This window comes from Cellulomonas soli (assembly GCF_013409305.1).
Lineage (GTDB): Bacteria > Actinomycetota > Actinomycetes > Actinomycetales > Cellulomonadaceae > Cellulomonas > Cellulomonas soli.
Genome location: NZ_JACBZJ010000001.1, coordinates 2,128,279 through 2,143,633, shown reverse-complemented (window position 1 = coordinate 2,143,633; position 15,355 = coordinate 2,128,279). Strand labels below are relative to the sequence as shown.

15 protein-coding genes and 1 tRNA gene are annotated in these 15,355 nt (G+C 72.2%); 5 read left to right on the top strand and 11 right to left on the bottom strand.

The genetic code is table 11. The features are described 5' to 3' along the window. Positions 1-37: 37 nt before the first annotated feature. Entirely contained in the window at positions 38-763 is a 726-nt protein-coding gene (gene nth / locus BKA22_RS09955; RefSeq protein ID WP_223203726.1) for an endonuclease III, read from the bottom strand. Positions 764-890: 127 nt separating this feature from the next. Between nth and BKA22_RS09950 the strand changes: the two genes are divergently transcribed. Together BKA22_RS09950 and BKA22_RS09945 are read left to right on the top strand one after the other, a co-directional pair. Then, positions 891-1,307, top strand: coding sequence for a hypothetical protein (locus BKA22_RS09950; protein ID WP_146954519.1), 417 nt, complete (start codon positions 891-893; stop codon positions 1,305-1,307). Positions 1,308-1,445: 138 nt separating this feature from the next. Beyond that, positions 1,446-2,123 carry a Crp/Fnr family transcriptional regulator gene (locus BKA22_RS09945; RefSeq protein WP_146954518.1) on the top strand — a complete coding sequence of 226 codons (678 nt, stop codon included), beginning with the start codon at positions 1,446-1,448 and terminating at the stop codon, positions 2,121-2,123. Positions 2,124-2,194: 71 nt separating this feature from the next. Here the strand turns inward: BKA22_RS09945 and BKA22_RS09940 are convergent, their stop codons facing one another. The 3 genes from BKA22_RS09940 to BKA22_RS09930 all read right to left on the bottom strand — a co-directional run bounded on the left by BKA22_RS09940 (position 2,195) and on the right by BKA22_RS09930 (position 3,233). Beyond that, positions 2,195-2,689, bottom strand: a complete 495-nt coding sequence (locus BKA22_RS09940) for a RidA family protein (protein WP_146954517.1) — start codon at positions 2,687-2,689, stop codon at positions 2,195-2,197. After that, entirely contained in the window at positions 2,689-2,847 is a 159-nt protein-coding gene (gene sp36, locus BKA22_RS09935) for a Sp36 family protein (RefSeq protein WP_146954516.1), read from the bottom strand. Before sp36 ends, BKA22_RS09940 begins: the two co-directional genes overlap by 1 nt. 83 nt (positions 2,848-2,930) lie before the next feature. Continuing rightward, a complete protein-coding gene (locus BKA22_RS09930; RefSeq protein ID WP_146954555.1) occupies positions 2,931-3,233 on the bottom strand; it encodes a WhiB family transcriptional regulator in 303 nt (100 codons plus the stop codon). A 363-nt stretch (positions 3,234-3,596) separates the two neighbouring features. Between BKA22_RS09930 and BKA22_RS09925 the strand changes: the two genes are divergently transcribed. The 3 genes from BKA22_RS09925 (at position 3,597) to BKA22_RS09915 (ending at position 7,157) form a co-directional block, all read left to right on the top strand. Next, complete coding sequence (locus BKA22_RS09925; protein WP_146954515.1) at positions 3,597-6,017, top strand: transglycosylase domain-containing protein; 2,421 nt, start codon at positions 3,597-3,599, stop codon at positions 6,015-6,017. Continuing rightward, entirely contained in the window at positions 6,017-6,973 is a 957-nt protein-coding gene (locus BKA22_RS09920; protein ID WP_146954514.1) for a metallophosphoesterase, read from the top strand. The genes BKA22_RS09925 and BKA22_RS09920 overlap by 1 nt, the downstream gene beginning before the upstream one ends. A 110-nt stretch (positions 6,974-7,083) precedes the next feature. Continuing rightward, positions 7,084-7,157 (top strand) — tRNA-Pro (locus tag BKA22_RS09915). A 142-nt stretch (positions 7,158-7,299) separates the two neighbouring features. On the opposite strand, the gene BKA22_RS09910 is transcribed toward BKA22_RS09915, so the two are convergent. The 7 genes from BKA22_RS09910 to BKA22_RS09880 all read right to left on the bottom strand — a co-directional run bounded on the left by BKA22_RS09910 (position 7,300) and on the right by BKA22_RS09880 (position 15,307). Then, on the bottom strand, positions 7,300-7,923 hold the full coding sequence (locus tag BKA22_RS09910) for a hypothetical protein (RefSeq protein WP_146954513.1): 624 nt from the start codon (positions 7,921-7,923) through the stop codon (positions 7,300-7,302). 143 nt (positions 7,924-8,066) lie between these two features. After that, positions 8,067-11,087, bottom strand: coding sequence for an exoglucanase CbhB (gene cbhB, locus BKA22_RS09905; RefSeq protein WP_146954512.1), 3,021 nt, complete (start codon positions 11,085-11,087; stop codon positions 8,067-8,069). A 309-nt stretch (positions 11,088-11,396) separates the two neighbouring features. Further along, positions 11,397-12,167, bottom strand: coding sequence for an ABC transporter permease (locus BKA22_RS09900; RefSeq protein ID WP_146954511.1), 771 nt, complete (start codon positions 12,165-12,167; stop codon positions 11,397-11,399). Next, on the bottom strand, positions 12,167-13,135 hold the full coding sequence (locus tag BKA22_RS09895; RefSeq protein WP_146954510.1) for an ABC transporter ATP-binding protein: 969 nt from the start codon (positions 13,133-13,135) through the stop codon (positions 12,167-12,169). The genes BKA22_RS09900 and BKA22_RS09895 overlap by 1 nt, the downstream gene beginning before the upstream one ends. A 32-nt stretch (positions 13,136-13,167) precedes the next feature. After that, positions 13,168-13,911 (bottom strand): hypothetical protein, encoded by a 744-nt coding sequence (locus BKA22_RS09890; RefSeq protein WP_146954509.1) that lies wholly within the window; start codon positions 13,909-13,911, stop codon positions 13,168-13,170. 2 nt (positions 13,912-13,913) lie between these two features. After that, positions 13,914-14,924 carry an ATP-binding cassette domain-containing protein gene (locus BKA22_RS09885; RefSeq protein WP_146954508.1) on the bottom strand — a complete coding sequence of 337 codons (1,011 nt, stop codon included), beginning with the start codon at positions 14,922-14,924 and terminating at the stop codon, positions 13,914-13,916. Further along, entirely contained in the window at positions 14,921-15,307 is a 387-nt protein-coding gene (locus BKA22_RS09880; protein ID WP_146954507.1) for a GntR family transcriptional regulator, read from the bottom strand. The genes BKA22_RS09885 and BKA22_RS09880 overlap by 4 nt, the downstream gene beginning before the upstream one ends. Positions 15,308-15,355 lie beyond the last annotated feature (48 nt).

The window sequence follows — 15,355 nt, the reverse complement described above, 5'->3', positions numbered from 1 at the left end:
ACGACCCGGCCGACGCCTCGGTCAGCCCTTGCCTCGGTCAGCCCTTGATCAGCTCCGCCGCCAGGACCGGGTCCGTCTCGCCGATGCCGGCCGACGGGCACTCCCGGACCAGCGGGCACGCGCCGCATGCCGGCCGCCGGGCGAAGCAGGTACGCCTGCCGTGGAAGATCAGCCGGTGCGAGAGCAGCGTCAGGTCGCGGCGCTCGACCAGAGCACCGACCTCCTGCTCGACCGCCACCGGGTCGTCGCTGCCCGTCCAGCCGAGCCGCTGGGAGAGGCGGAGCACGTGCGTGTCGACCGTCAGGCCCGGCACGCCGAACGCGTCGCCCAGCACGACGTTGGCCGTCTTGCGCCCGACCCCCGGCAGCGTCACGAGGTCCTCGAGGCGTCCTGGCACCTGCCCGCCGAAGCGCTCGACGAGCGCCTGGCCGATGCCCTGGACCGACCGGGCCTTGGCCCGGAAGAAGCCGAGCGGCCGCAGGATGTCCTCGAGCACGCGCAGGTCGGCGTTCGCGCACGCGGCCGCGTCGGGGAACCGGTCGAACAGCTCCGGGGTCGACTGGTTCACGCGCACGTCCGTGGTCTGCGCCGAGAGCACCGTCGCGACGAGCAGCTCGAACGGGTTCCGGAAGTCCAACTCGCACCGTGCGTCGGGGTAGCGCTCCCCCAACGCCCGGTAGATCCTGCGCGCGCGGCGTACCCGCGCCAGAGGGGTCTCCTCGGCGAGCACCCGCCCGGGGTCCTGCGTCGAGAGTCGGTCCACGCGGGCAGCGTACGGCCGTCTGCTCCGACGGAGTGATTTCCGTCGCTCCGAGACGTGGATTCCTGCCGCACTCCTCAAGAACCGGCGGGTGAAGGCCGAGGCATGCCAGGAGAGCACGGAGGACGAGATGACACCGACCGTCGGGCAGCAGGTCGTGGACCTGCGCCTCGACAGGCGAGCGCTGCGCGCCGAGCGCGCGCGGGTCGCCTGGTGGCGCCGCCTGGTGCGCGCGCGCCTGGACCTCGCGGTGGCGAGCGTGTCCGGCCCCGGACCCCTGGGCGAGGACGTCGCGTTCCACCTGCCGGTCGATGTCGGCGTGCACGTGCCTCGCCCGAGCGAGCTGGGCGTGGTCCTGGCCGGCGCGGACCCCGCGGCCGAGCTCGCGCGGGTGAACGAGCTGCGCGACCTCGACTCACGCCTGGCCGTCTATCTGGCCGGGGTCGACGAGGCGCTGCAGACCACCACGAACCGACTGGTGTCCCACCTGGCCGGTTCACCGGGTGCGACGCTGGCAGCCATCGCGGAGCTGCCGGGCCGCGGATGACCGTCCCGATGGGGCAGACTGTCCGGTGAACGGTCGCTGATCTGCGGCCATGCCTCCGGTCGCTTCCACGCCACGGAGCGCGTGGGCGCCACCCACCCCGCAGCGGCCCTGCACGACCCTGGAAGGCGAGGTGCCAGCGTGGAGGACGACATCGTGCTGTCGGCACCGATGTTCGCGGGGCTCGACCCCGCTGCGTCGGCGGCACTCATCGAGTCGATGAAGACGCTCGACGTCGCGCGCGGCGACGTGATCTTCCACGAGGGCGAGCCGGGCGACCGCCTGTACGTCGTGCGCTCGGGCAAGATCAAGCTCGGCCGACGCTCGAACGACGGCCGCGAGAACCTGCTGGCCGTGCTCGGCCCGGGCGAGATGTTCGGTGAGCTGTCGCTGTTCGACCCGGGCCCGCGCACCGCGACCGCGACGGTCGTCGCCGACACCACGCTGCTCGAGCTCGGCCACCAGGACCTCGTCGCGTGGCTCGACGCCCAGCCGACGGTCGCCCAGCACCTGCTGCAGGCCCTGGCCCGCAGGCTGCGCCGCACGAACGAGGCGTTGGCCGACCTGGTGTTCTCCGACGTGCCCGGCCGTGTCGCCAAGGCGCTGCTGGACCTGTCGACCCGGTTCGGCGAGGAGGTCGACGAGGGCATCCGCGTGGCCCACGACCTCACGCAGGAGGAGCTGGCCCAGCTGGTCGGCGCCTCGCGCGAGACCGTCAACAAGGCCTTGGCCGACTTCGCCGCCCGTGGCTGGGTCCGCCGCGAGGGCCGTGCGGTCGTCCTGCTCGACGCGGACCGGCTGGAGCGCCGCGCGCGCTGACCCCGTGAACGCCGACGAGGCGCCCCTGTCCGCGTGGACGGGGGCGCCTCGTGGTGTCGGTCCTCGTGCGGTCAGACGGTCTCGACGACGATCTCGACCTCGACGGGCGAGTCGAGCGGGAGCACGGCGACGCCGACGGCCGAGCGTGCGTGCACGCCGGCCTCGCCGAGCACCTCCTGCAGGAGCGTGCTCGCGCCGTTGATCACCCCGGGCTGCCCGGTGAACGTCGGGTCGCTGGCCACGAATCCGACGACCTTGACGACCCGCACGATGCGGTCGAGCGCGTCCGCACCTGCCGGGCCACCCTCGGACGTGATCACGGCGGCGACGGCGGCCAGGGTGTTGAGCGCGGCGGTGCGGGCCAGCGCGGCGGCCTCGTCGGGCGCCACGAGCCCCTCACCCGTGCCGACCTTGCCGGTCGTCGGCAGCGCACCGGCGACGAACGGCAGCTGACCGGACGTGTGCACGTAGGCGCCGGTGCGGACGGCCGGGACGTAGGCCGCGACCGGCGCGGCCACCGCCGGCAGCGTCAGGCCGAGGTCCGCGAGGCGCGCGGCGGCACCCATCAGGCGTCCTTCGGACGCTTGAGGTACGCCACGAGACCGATGTCAGGACCTTGGATCACCTGGACCAGCTCCCACCCGTCGGCACCCCACTGATCGAGGATCGCCTTCGTCGCGTGGATGATGAGCGGAACGGTCGCGTACTCCCACTGGGTCGCCATGGCGTCACCCTACCGAGCGTCTCGGCGGGCAGACGGCAGGGCAGACGGCCGTGCGGCCGGCGGAGCCGACGAGCGGGCAGCGGTCAGGGTGCGCCCACCATCTCCCCGGAGCCGACCAGCTCGTGCCGCCACGAGCGGACCTCGGGGCGCCTGCGCAGCAGCGCACGCCGCTCACGCTCGGTCATCCCGCCCCACACGCCGAAGTCCATGCGGTTGTCCAGCGCGTCGGCAAGGCACTCGAGACGGACAGGACAGCTCTGGCAGACCGACCGTGCCTCCCGCTGAGCAGCCCCCTCGACGAACAGCGCGTCCGGAGCGAACTCCGACTTGCCGTCCTTCCCACCCTTGCCGCACGCCGCGCGTGCCGCCCAGTGCGCGTCCTGCATGATCGTCGCCACCGAGAGTCCTCCTACCCGGGCGACCACTCGCCCGACGCCCCCTTGCATGTGTTCAGACCGGACCGTATCGGCTGGTGAACAGCCCTGGCGAGACTCCGATCGGGTCTTTTCGTCAGTCGGACGTCCGTCCAGGGGAGCGCTCCCTCTCCAGATGTCGACGAACGGAGCGTTCCAGCACCCACCGACATGCCCCTGCGTCGAGCGCTCGCGGACCCTTTGTGCGCCGTGAACAGGCCCCGGGCGGGCGTCGCAGGGCCGTCCAGGGCCCCTCCGTGTGCACATCCGGTGGAGGTCCGCGCACCCTGCGCGACGCTCACACCGGCTGCCGGGCACCCCCGTTACCCTGGGGCCATGCCGAACCCTGCCCCCACGCGCGGACGCCAGGTCACCGTCTTCCAGGCGCTGGCCCTGCTGCTGTCCTTCATCCTGGTGGCCGGGGTCGGCGGCGTGCTCGCAGCCGGCCTGGTCCTGCCCGGCGTGGCTGCGGCGAACACGGTGACCGACCTGACCGTGAACGCGTTCGACGACCTGCCCACCGCGCTCGAGCCGACCGCGCTGCCGGAGAAGTCCCGCATCCTCGCCGCGGACGGCACGCTGCTCGCCACGTTCTTCAACGAGGACCGCGTCGTGGTCCCGCTCGCCCAGATCTCCCAGGCGATGCGCGACGCGGTGATCGCGATCGAGGACAAGCGCTTCTACGAGCACGCCGGGGTCGACCCGAAGGGGATGCTGCGCGCCTTCGTCACCAACGAGGTCACCGGCGACCAGCAGGGCGCGTCGACGCTCACCCAGCAGTACGTCAAGAACGTGCTCATCCAGGCCGCCAACGCGATCGACGACGAGGCGGAGCGCCAGGCGGCGCTCGATGCCGCGACCGCCAACGACGACACCGAGGGCATCGCCCGCAAGCTCCGCGAGGCCAAGCTGGCGATCACCCTCGAGAAGACCATCTCGAAGGACGAGATCCTCGAGAAGTACCTGAACATCGCCCAGTTCGGCGCCTCGGTGTACGGCGTCGAGTCGGCCGCGCAGCGGTACTTCAGCAAGTCGGCCGTAGACCTGACCTACCTCGAGGCCGCGACGATCGCCGGCATCACGAAGAACCCCTCGAGCCTCGACCCGACCCGTTACCCCGAAGCCGACCAGGCACGCCGCGACGTGGTGCTCGGCGCCCTGCACGACCAGGGCTTCATCAGCGACGAGGAGTACACCGCGGACATCGCCACCCCGATCGCCGACACGCTCCACGTGCAGGAGGTCAGGCTCGGCTGCCAGGCAGCCGGCGACTCCGTGCCCGGCTCCGGCTACTTCTGCGACTACGTCACCAAGGTCATCATCAACGACCCGGCATTCGGGGAGACGCAGGAGGACCGGAAGGCGCTCCTGTACCGCGGCGGCCTGACCATCACGACGACGATCGACCCGCGTCAGCAGGCCATCGCCGACGCCGAGGTCAAGGCCGGGGTCCCGGTCGGGGACGCGTCCGGCGTCAAGTCCGCCATCTCCGTCGTCGAGCCCGGCACCGGCAAGATCACCGCGATGGCGCAGACGACCGACTACAACCCGGCGCAGTCGACCCCCGGCTCCAGCGAGACGGCCGTCAACTTCAACACCGACCAGGACTACGGCGGCTCGGGCGGGTTCGCACCCGGTTCGACCTTCAAGCCGTTCACGCTCACGGAGTGGCTCAAGGAGGGGCACAGCCTCTACGAGACGGTCGACGCCAGCCCGTTGAGCTACCCGATGTCCACCTTCAACGCCTCGAGCTGCGGCGTCCGCTTCTCGAAGACGGCCTACCCCTTCGGCAACGCCGAGGGCGGCAGCCGGACCACGATGACCGTGCTGGACGCGACCAAGAACTCCGTGAACTCCGGCTACATGGCCATGGCCACGAAGATCGACCTGTGCGGCGTCATCAGCACGGCGAGCTCGCTCGGCGTGCACCGGTCCGACACGGGCGAGCCGTTCCAGGTCCTGCCGGCCAACGTCCTGGGCTCCGACAACGTCGCGCCGCTGACCATGGCGGCGGCGTTCGCGGCGTTCGCGTCGGGCGGCATCTACTGCAAGCCGATCGCGATCACGAGCGTCATCGCCCCCGACGGCTCCTCCCTGACGGTGCCCTCGGCCGGCTGCACGCAGGCGCTGGAGCCCCGCATCGCCAACGCGGTCAACTACGCCCTCTCCAACGTGTGGACGGGTACCGCGAGCAAGGTCGGCGCACCCGACTTCCCGTCGGCGGGCAAGACCGGCACGACCAGCCACAACGAGTACACGTGGTTCCTCGGGTACACGCCCCGACTGGCCGCTGCCGTGTGGGTCGGGCACGCCGACAAGAAGACCCCCGTGCAGAACACCTGGGTCGGCCCCCTCTACGTGAAGAGCGCCTACGGCGCGACCATCGCGGCACCCACCTGGAAGCGGTTCATGACGCAGGCGCTGGCCGACGGCGCCGAGAACCCCGGGTTCGCCGCGGCCGACCAGAAGGAGATCTACGGCGAGAAGGTCTCGGTGCCGTCGGTGCTCGGACTGTCGGTCGACGCTGCGACGTCGGCGCTCAAGGGCGCCGGGTTCACGGTGAACGTCAGCGGCGAGCAGGTGGCCTCGAGCTACGCCGCCGGCACGGTCGCCGAGCAGTCGCCGTCCGGCACCGCTTCCCGCGGCTCGTCGATCACGCTCAAGCTCTCGAACGGGCAGGCACCGGCCGGGCAGGACCAGAACCAGGGCGGAAGCAGCCCGGGCAGCGGCACCGAGAACCCGGGCAGAAACAACTGATGGCGGCCTCGACGCTCGCCCGCACCGCGGGCGGGCTCGCTGCCGCCACCGTGGCCGGCCTCGCGTGGGCCTCGCTCGTCGAGGTCCGCTGGTACGCGCTGCGCGAGGTGACGGTCCCGCTGCTGCCCGCCGGTCAGGACCCGCTGCGGATCCTGCACCTGTCCGACCTGCACCTGACGCCCGGTCAGCGTCGCAAGATCGACTGGGTGCGCGACCTGGCCTCCCTCGACCCGCACCTGGTGATCGACACGGGCGACAACTGGGCGCACCTGGACGCCATGCCGGCGCTGCTCGAGGCCCTGGAGCCGCACCTGGCGAAGCCCGGGGCGTTCGTGCTGGGCTCGAACGACTACTTCGGCCCGGTCCTGAAGAACCCGGCGAGATACCTCGGCAGGGACGCCCGACGCGGATCCGCCCCCGCCGTGGTCCCCCTTCCGTGGAAGGAGCTCGCGCGGCGCTTCGACTCGGCCGGCTGGATCGACCTGTCCAACCGGCGCGACGTCCTCGAGGTCGACGGCCGCCGGATCAGCCTGGTCGGCACCGACGACGCGCACCTCGACCGGGACCGGTTCCCGGGTGCCGGAGGCAACGACGACGCGCGGGTGGACGCCACCGCCTCGGGCCGACCGGTCGACCTGCACCTCGGGGTCACCCACGCCCCGTACCGCCGGGTGCTCGACGCGATGCACGCCGACGACGTGGACCTGGCCATCGCCGGGCACACGCACGGCGGTCAGCTCGCGGTGCCCGGCTGGGGTGCGCTCGTGACGAACTGCGACCTGGACACGCGCCGGGCCAAGGGGCTGCACGGCTGGCCCGGAGCCCGTCCGGACGCGCGCGGCGGAGCCGGCTCGACCTGGCTGCACGTCTCGGCCGGCCTGGGCACCTCGCCGTACGCTCCCGTGCGATTCGCGTGCAGGCCGGAGGCAACCCTGCTGACCCTCGTCCCGGCCTGACGGACGGCGCGCCGGGCTTCTCGCGGGGCCCGTGGACACCGTTCCCGCAGGTCCGCAGGTCAGCCGGTTTCGTCCCTGGGTCTCACGTCGGGTATCCTGAGCAGGCTCCACGGGGTGTGGCGCAGCTTGGTAGCGCGCTTCGTTCGGGACGAAGAGGTCGTGGGTTCGAATCCCGCCACCCCGACACAGCAAGAAGGGCCCCTGACCTGCGGAGACGCGGTCGGGGGCCCTTCTTCGCACCGGGTTCGAGCCGCCATGGTTCGTAGGGTCAGAGGTGGCCGGAGGTCACCCTCGACGACCATCCCTCCACGCGCGACCCGAGCGCGTCATCGAATGACGGCCTTGGCTATCGCGACGAGCACGTCGGTGTCGATGTCGGTGCCCGCGATGATGATGTCCGCGGTTGCGGCGGGCACGGTGATCGACGGCATCGCCTGCCCATCGAGGTGGTAGAGCACGGCCCCCGGTGCGATGTCGTCACGTGGTTCCGCCGTCACCTCGGGACCCGGCGTGGCCGGCTCGAGCGCTCGATCCGCAGGCGTCACCGACACCACGCGCACGACCACGACGGGACCCCTGTCAGCCGCGGGGTCTGCCCGATAGGCCTCGTACTGTGCCGTCGCGAGCATCAGGAAGGGCTGCACGTCCTCGTTCTCGTACTGCTCGACGCGGCGGAAGCCGTCCGGGAGCGCGTCCTCGGGTAGGCCCTCCTGGATCCGGGCCTTGACCGCCGCCTCATCGACCGGTTGCGAGGACGCATCGACGGCCCCGGCGGCGGGGTCACCAGCAGCCGGGGCCGTTCTCGTCGGCGCAACCACCACCGGGTCGCCGCGGCTCGGTCCGTCCGCGTCCTCGGCCCGCAGGCCCGCGCAGCTCGTCAGCGTGAGGATCGCGGCGACGACGAGAGCCCGCCTGCCGTGTCGGGCGAGCCGATCTCTGCCTCTGGTCACGCGCTCCTCCTGGCCCCTGTGCACAACGAGCCATGCATAGCAGCCCGGTTGCGTCCGTCGCGGGTGTTCAGGCGGGGAGATCCGATCGCACGCGCGCGACGCGGGCCGTGCGACGCTGATCGCACGGCCCGCGTCCTGTCACGTCAGCCGATCGTGCAGGGGCTGCCGTTGAGGGTGAAGGCCGTCGGCTTCGGGTTCGAGCCGGTGTGCGACCCGTTGAAGCCGACGTCCGTGCTGGCGCCGGGGGCGAGCGTGCCGTTCCACCCCAGGTTCGTCGCCGTCACGGCGGTGCCGGTCTGCGACCAGCTCGCGCTCCAGCCCTGCTGGACCTGCTGGCCGCCGGTGAAGGAGAACCGGAGCGCCCAGCCGGTGATGGCGCTGGTGCCCGTGTTGGTGATGCGCACCGAGCCGGTGAAGCCGGTGCTCCAGTCGTTCGTCGTGTATCTGACGGTGCACGTGCCCGTCGGGGTGACGGGCGCCGTGGTGACGGCGAGGGGTGCCGAGGCGGCGGACACGTTGCCGGCGACGTCCGTGGCCTTGACCGTGTAGGAGTACGCGGTCGCGGCGGTCAGGCCGGTGTCGGTGAACGTGGTGCCGGTCGGCGAACCGACGAGCGTGCCGCCGCGGTACACCTGGTAGCCGGCCACGCCCGAGCCTGCGTCGGTCGACGCGACCCAGGTGAGCCCGACGGACGTCTGGGTGACGCTCGTCGTGGCGAGGCCGGTCGGGACGGAGGGTGCCGTGGTGTCGACCGGGGTCGCCGTCGTGGTGACGGACAGCGCGGCCGACGAGGCGGACACGTTGCCGGCCGCGTCCTTGGCCCGCACGGTGAACTGGTAGGCCGTCGACGGGGTCAGCCCGGTGGCGGTGTACGAGGTCGTCGTGGTCGAGCCGGCGAGGGTGCCGTTGCGGTAGACGTCGTAGCCGGTGACGGCCTTGTCGTCGGTCGAGGCCGTCCAGGTGAGCGGGACGGTCGTCGAGGTGATCGTGCCGGCCGTGAGCCCGGTGGGGGCGGTCGGTGCGGTCGTGTCCGGGGTCGACGTGCCGAAGAGGCGGTCGTAGTCGGCCATGGCACCGGCGATGGCCGTCTGCGCCCAGAACCGGTGGTACCGGAACGTGGGCGCGGCTCCGCCGTTGAGGTAGGTCTGCACCTTCGCGTAGGCCGGGTCGTTCTTGTAGAACGAGCGGATGTCCTGGAAGCTCACGCCCGGCTTGATGACGTCGCCGTTGGGCATGGTGCCGGTCCAGGCGGCGGGGATGTAGACGCCGTTGCCGCCCGCGACGTAGGTGTCGTCGAAGCGCTGGTAGTCCGTGCGGGTCTCGTCGGCGGAGACGCCGAGCGGGTCCTGGTTTTGCGCCCAGATGGCGTCGAGCAGCCCCTTGGCCTTGGCCTGGGCGGCGGTATCACCGGACTTGGCGGCGTAGAACAGCAGCGTGCGGGACAGGTCGCCGGCGACGCCGACGTCCTGGCCGTAGCTCTTCACGGAGACCGACAGGCCCGCGTTGGCGCCGGGGTTCGTCTTGTTCCACGTGTCGGGCTTACCGGTCCAGGTCAGCTCCGAGGGGATCTGCCAGGACGTCGAGGTGACCGTGGTGTTCGCGAGGACCCAGGGCACCCACTTGTCGAGGACGGCCTTGGCCTGCGCGTTGCCGGAGGCGTAGTAGAGCTCGGCGACGCGCTCCATGCCCCACGCCTGCATGCCGAACCACTGGTTCGACGGCGGGTCGTTGTAGACCGGGGCGACCGTGTAGGCCATGCCGTAGAACGTGGGCGTGCCGGCCGGAGGTGTCGCGTAGGCGCCGTCCCAGCTGTTCGTCGCACCGCCCGCGATGCCGCCCTCGGGCGCCTGCAGCCAGCGGTAGAACTCGAGCTGACGCTCGAGGGAGGTCGCCCAGTCGGTCTTGGCGGTGGCCGACTTCGGCGTCATGTCGGCGTCGGTCGACAGCACCCAGGCCGCGAGCGGGTTCTGGTAGCCGAAGTGCGCGTGCGACGAGCCGATGCGCCACGCCCAGCCGGCGCTCGTGTCGGTCGCGCCACCCCAGGCGTAGTACCAGGACAGCAGGTAGTGCGCGCTGGTCTTGCCGGTGCCCGCGGCGCAGGACGGCGAGGTGCAGCCGATGGTCTTGAAGTACTTGTCGAACAGCGAGTAGCGCAGATAGTCGCCCATCTTCGTGGCCTTGGCGACGGTGGCGGCGACGTCGGCGGACTTCCCCTGCTCGGCGGCCCACTTCTTGGCCCAGTACACGGCCTCGACGGCGCGGGCGTCGGCGTCCGGCGCGTTGGTGTACTTCCACTGCTTGGCGTAGGAGGAGTCACCGGTGAACAGGTCGAGGAACCCGTTCTTGCCGCCGTACGTGAACTCCTCGCAGGACGGCTGGGGGACGGTCTCCCAGACCGACTCCTGCGGCCCGCGCTGGAACGTGTTGATGTACGACGTCCCGGTCGCGGTGGGGCCGAGCTCGCAGCCCGCGCCCGGGGTGGCACCGAAGCCGTAGACGTTGTCGACGTCGGCGAGCCAGTGCATGCCGTAGATGTCGGACGTGCCGTACGTGGTCTTCAGCTCGCCGGCGATCGGGTCCTGACCGGAGGACACCCCGGAGTTGAGCTGCGAGGGGTAGCTGCTCGGGTGGTTGTACTCGGCGGCGTAGGTGGCCGGGCTGTTCGCGTTGTAGAAGGAGTTCGTCGGCTGGTCGGCCGAGGTCGGGATCATGTACGCCTCGAGCGTGGCCCAGGCGTGGTTGAGGGGAGCCCAGTCGCCCGTGACCTGCCCGTAGAGGGCCTCGAGCCACACCCAGTAGCTGTACGCCTCGGACGTGGTCTCGTGGCCGTAGTCGGGCGCCTCGACGATGAGGGTCTCGACCGAGTGGTACGGGATGCCCTGCGCGCTGAAGTACCCGTTGGCGGGGTCCTTGATCTTGTTGTACATGGTCAGGAAGCGCTGGGTGTACTCGCCGTCGACACCGACGACCGCGGCGGGCGCGCCCGCGGGGAGAGCGGCGGGCAGGGCGGCAGGGACGTCGGCGGCGAGCGCGCTGGTGGCGCCGGGCGAGCCGGACCTCGCGGCAGCCACGGCGGGCGTGAGCCCTGCCACGGCGAGGATCGACGATGTGCCCAGGGCGGCGAGCGCCACCCAGGCCGACCGTCGTCGGGTGGATACGGACATGGGCGGACCTTTCTGCTGCCCGGCCCGGACGACGCGGTCGCCTTCGACGTGCGCGCCGTCGCGGGTCCGGCCACCGGCGACGCCGGCGGTGGCGGGATGTGCGACCGTCCGACCCGCCGAGGCCCCCGCACCTGTGCGAGGGCTGTGGACGAGGACCGGACGGGGCCACCTTCGACGGGCCGGCAACGGGTCGTCCATGCCGTGAAACGATTCGGCGAGGCACGTCATGGGAGCGCGTCCACGTCGCGTGGCCCCCGGGCGGCCGTGCCCCCGCGCGGGGCTGCACGCACGCCGTGACGTTCGACGAGGTCAGGTCCAGCGGAACAGGCGCGCCGCGAGCGGGATGCCGACGAGCGCCCACACCGCCATGACCACCATCGAGGAGGTCGGGAACGGCTGGGCGAGCCAGGCCGCCGTCATCGCCTGCGAACCCGCGCCGACGGGCGTCAGCTCGGCCACCCGTCGCAACCCCTCCGGCATGACCTGCAACGGCACCCACACGCCTCCGAGCAGCAGCGAGACGAAGTAGGCCGTCATGCCGAACCCGGTCGCCGCGCTCGTCGTCGGGGCGACCGCCGCGATCACGGCCCCGATCGCGAACGTGCCCAGGACCGTCAGCACGAACGCGAGCACGAACGTGGCCGGCTGCGCGGGCAGCCCGACGTCGAGCACGCCGACCGCGAGCGCGAGCGCGAACAGGCACGCGACGAGCAGCGCCGCCAGGTTCACCAGGACCTGCGCGACGAGCAGCTTCCACGGGGGCACCGGTGTCGTCGACATGCGGCGCAGCACGCCGCGCTGCCGGTACGTGGCCACCAGGGTCGGGAACGTGGTGAACGAGACCGTCGCGATCGCCAGCACCAGCATGATCGGGGTGAAGCCCGTGATCCACGTGACGCCCGCCAGCTCCGGGTCGGTCTCGTCGAACGGCAGGTCGGCCCACGGCATCACGAGGCCGAGCACGGTCAGCAGCAGTGCCGGGAACAGCAGCGCGAAGAACAGCGCCGACGGGTCGCGCAGGAACAGGCGTCCCTCGGTGAGCGTCAGACGCCGCAGCGCGGAGGTCGGACGGGCGGGCATCAGCGGGCCTCCTTCGGGGTGGGGTCACCGGTGAGGGTCACGAAGGCGTCCTCCAGCGAGGCGCGTTCGAGCCGCACGTCGAGCGCTCGCACACCCGCGCGGTCGAGCGCGACGAGCACGTCCTGCACGACGGTCCCCGACCCGTGCACCTCGACCGAGCCCTCGCCGTGCGGTGCGGCGACCGGTACGGCGACCGGTGCCGGCTCCCCGACCGACGACACGGTCGGCAGCGCGCCGAGGAGCCGCACCACCGCGGGGTCCAGCGGCGACGAGGGCCGGAACCGGAGGACCTGGCCGCCCGACGCGCGGGCGACGACCTCGTCGGGCGTGCCGGTGACCACGACGCGACCCTCGTCGATCAGGGCCAGCCGGTCGCACAGCCGCTCGGCCTCCTCCATCAGGTGCGTGACCAGCACGATCGTGACGCCGCGGGCGCGGATGCGTTCGATGAGCCCCCACGTCTCCCGGCGCGCGTGCGGGTCCAGGCCCGTGGTCAGCTCGTCGAGGATCGCGACGCTCGGGTTGCCGACCAGCGCGAGCGCGACCGACAGCCGCTGCTTCTGCCCGCCGGACAGCTTGTCGAACGCGATCTCCGCGCGGTCGGCCAGGCCGAGGTCGTCGAGCAGCGCGGCCGGGTCGGCGGGGTGCTCGTAGAACGACGCGTACAGCTCGAGCGCCTCGCGGGCACGCAGCCGGGGCGGCAGCGCCGACTCCTGCAGCTGCAGGCCGACCTGCTGGCGCAGCAGCCCGGCGTCGTGCTGCGGGTCCAGGCCGAGCACCCGCACCGTGCCCCGGTCCTGCCGGCGCAGGCCGCCGACGATCTCGACCGTGGTCGTCTTGCCCGCGCCGTTGCGGCCGAGGATCCCGAAGATCTCGCCCTCGTGGACCTCGAGGCTGACGTCGTCGACCGCGACCGTGCTCCCGTACCGCTTGTGCAGGCTGGTGACCTCGATGACCGGGCTGCTCATGGACGACCTCCTCGGAAGGGACGGGCGGCAGCTCAGCCTGCGGACCGTGACACGGCGGTGCGGCGGGCCACCCAGGAGAACGCCAGGGCCACTGACACCGCGATCAGCAGGACCAGCACCACGACACCCGCCGTGCCGCCGACGCTCCCGGCGACGCCCGGCAGCAGGTCGTCCGCGAGCAGCCCGCCCGTGAGCAGGACCGGTCCGACCGTGACGGGAAGCAGCAACGTTCCCCACCAGCCGCGGTACGCCAGGTAGACCGCACCCACCAGCAGCCCGCTGAGGTTCGCGACCAGGAACATCAGCGCGTGGTCGAGGAAGATCAGGTCGACCCGCGGCCCGCTGGACTCGAGCGCGACCACCTGCAGCGCCCACGTCCACCCGTTGGCCTCGTACCAGAGGCGCTCGGCCAGGAGCCCGGCGGTCATCAGCGCGGCGTAGAGGGCGGCGACCACGACCGCGCAGCCGACGGCGCCGCGCACGTACGAGCGGCGGGTCATGCCGGCGGCCAGGTGCGGGCCGAGGTAGCCGGTCGCGAGGACCACGTGCATCGAGAACGGGAACCAGATCCCGGCCTGCCGGGCCTGCGCGAGGATCGAGACCTGCGGCTGCGCGTACCGGTGCAGGACGACCCCCAGCACGACGACGACCACGAGGACGATCGCCCAGAACCACACGCCGACGGACAGCTGCACGCGGACCAGCCGACGGGCGGTGCGGGAGGCCGGGCCGGGGGCGTGGGCGGGGCGCACGGTCGGTGCGGTGAGCGCGGTCATGGTCACGCCTCCTGGTCGCTCGTGGCGCGCGTGCCGGCCGGCAGCGCGTCGGTGGGTCGCGGGTCCGGCCGGTCGCCGTCAGGTCGTGCCGGCGGCGGGGCGTCGTGCGCGGTGCGGCGGGCGGCACCCGTGAACGCCGGGGCGCCATCGGCCGTCAGGTGCACGAACAGGTCCTGCAGGGGCACCGGTCCGAGCTCCAGACCCGCGTCACGTGCCTGCTCGGCCTCGGCCTCGTCGGGCGGTCCGAGCAGCGTCGCCTGCGCGGTACCGCCGAGCCGTTGCCGGCCGAGCACGGTGCGCCCGGCGACGAACCGTTCGACGGCGTCCGCGGGACCCGTCACCGAGAGCCCGTGGCCGCGCAGCGTCTCGGCGTCCTCGGCGAGCAGCAGCCGGCCACGGTCCAGCACGACGACGTCCTCGAGCAGTCGGTCGATCTCGGCGATGAGGTGGCTGGAGAGCACGATGGTCCGCGGGTGCTCGACGTAGTCGGCGACGAGCGCGTCGTAGAAGGCGTACCGGGAGGGCGCGTCGAGCCCCAGGTGCACCTCGTCGAGAAGCGTGAGCCGGGCGCGGCTGGCCAGCCCGAGCACGATGCCGAACGCCGACCGCTTGCCGCGGGACAGCTTGTCGGGGCGGGTGCGCACGTCGAGCTCGAACGTGTCGAGCAGGGTGCCGGCGAGCTCGTGCGAGAAGTCGGGGCGGGCGTCGGCGACCATGCGCAGCGTGGCGCTCAGCCGCTCGGCGACGAGCACGTCGCCGGACTCGCGCACGAGGTGCACGTGCGGGGCGATCCGTTCGTTCTCCCACGGGTCCTCGCCGTCGACGAGCACCTGCCCGGCGGTGGGTCGGCGGAACGCGGCGGCGACGGACAGCAGCGTGGTCTTGCCCGAGCCGTTGCGGCCGAGCAGCCCGGTGAGGGTGCCGGCGCGCACGTCGAGGTCGACGTCCTGCAGCGCGGTGGTGCTGCCGTACCGCACGGTGAGCCCGCGGACGGTCAGGGTGGATCCGGTCATGACGGTTCTCCTGCCGGGGTCGGGGTGCCGGCCGCGTGGGCCCGCAGGTGGGCGACGACGTCCTCGACGTCGATGCCGAGCACGCGGGCCTGGTCGAGCACGGGGTCGACGACCTGCGTGAGGAACGCCTCGCGGCGGGCGGCGAGCAGGTTCTCGCGGGCGCCGGGGGCGACGAACATGCCGATGCCGCGGCGCTTGTAGAGCACGCCCTCGTCGACGAGCTCGGCGAACGCCTTGGCCGCGGTCGCCGGGTTGATGCGGAACGTCGTCGCGTACTGGGTGGTGGACATGACCTGCTCCTCGGCACCGAGCGTGCCGCGCAGGACGTCCTCGCGGATCTGGTCGGCGATCTGCAGGTAGAGGGGGTCGCGGCCGTCGAACATGCCGCCCTCCTCTCAGGTTCGGTGGTTCATTACTCGACTAATGAACCA

Bases quoted from the DNA above. Each gene is read 5' to 3' on its own strand.
- BKA22_RS09880 (WP_146954507.1), bottom strand. From the start codon at position 15,307: ATGTTCGACGGCCGCGACCCCCTCTACCTGCAGATCGCCGACCAGATC.
- BKA22_RS09930 (WP_146954555.1), bottom strand. From the start codon at position 3,233: ATGCAGGACGCGCACTGGGCGGCACGCGCGGCGTGCGGCAAGGGTGGG.
- BKA22_RS09895 (WP_146954510.1), bottom strand. From the start codon at position 13,135: ATGAGCAGCCCGGTCATCGAGGTCACCAGCCTGCACAAGCGGTACGGG.
- BKA22_RS09950 (WP_146954519.1), top strand. From the start codon at position 891: ATGACACCGACCGTCGGGCAGCAGGTCGTGGACCTGCGCCTCGACAGG.
- BKA22_RS09900 (WP_146954511.1), bottom strand. From the start codon at position 12,167: ATGCCCGCCCGTCCGACCTCCGCGCTGCGGCGTCTGACGCTCACCGAG.
- BKA22_RS09890 (WP_146954509.1), bottom strand. From the start codon at position 13,911: ATGACCGCGCTCACCGCACCGACCGTGCGCCCCGCCCACGCCCCCGGC.
- BKA22_RS09920 (WP_146954514.1), top strand. From the start codon at position 6,017: ATGGCGGCCTCGACGCTCGCCCGCACCGCGGGCGGGCTCGCTGCCGCC.
- BKA22_RS09885 (WP_146954508.1), bottom strand. From the start codon at position 14,924: ATGACCGGATCCACCCTGACCGTCCGCGGGCTCACCGTGCGGTACGGC.
- cbhB (WP_146954512.1), bottom strand. From the start codon at position 11,087: ATGTCCGTATCCACCCGACGACGGTCGGCCTGGGTGGCGCTCGCCGCC.
- sp36 (WP_146954516.1), bottom strand. From the start codon at position 2,847: ATGGCGACCCAGTGGGAGTACGCGACCGTTCCGCTCATCATCCACGCG.
- BKA22_RS09925 (WP_146954515.1), top strand. From the start codon at position 3,597: ATGCCGAACCCTGCCCCCACGCGCGGACGCCAGGTCACCGTCTTCCAG.
- BKA22_RS09940 (WP_146954517.1), bottom strand. From the start codon at position 2,689: ATGGGTGCCGCCGCGCGCCTCGCGGACCTCGGCCTGACGCTGCCGGCG.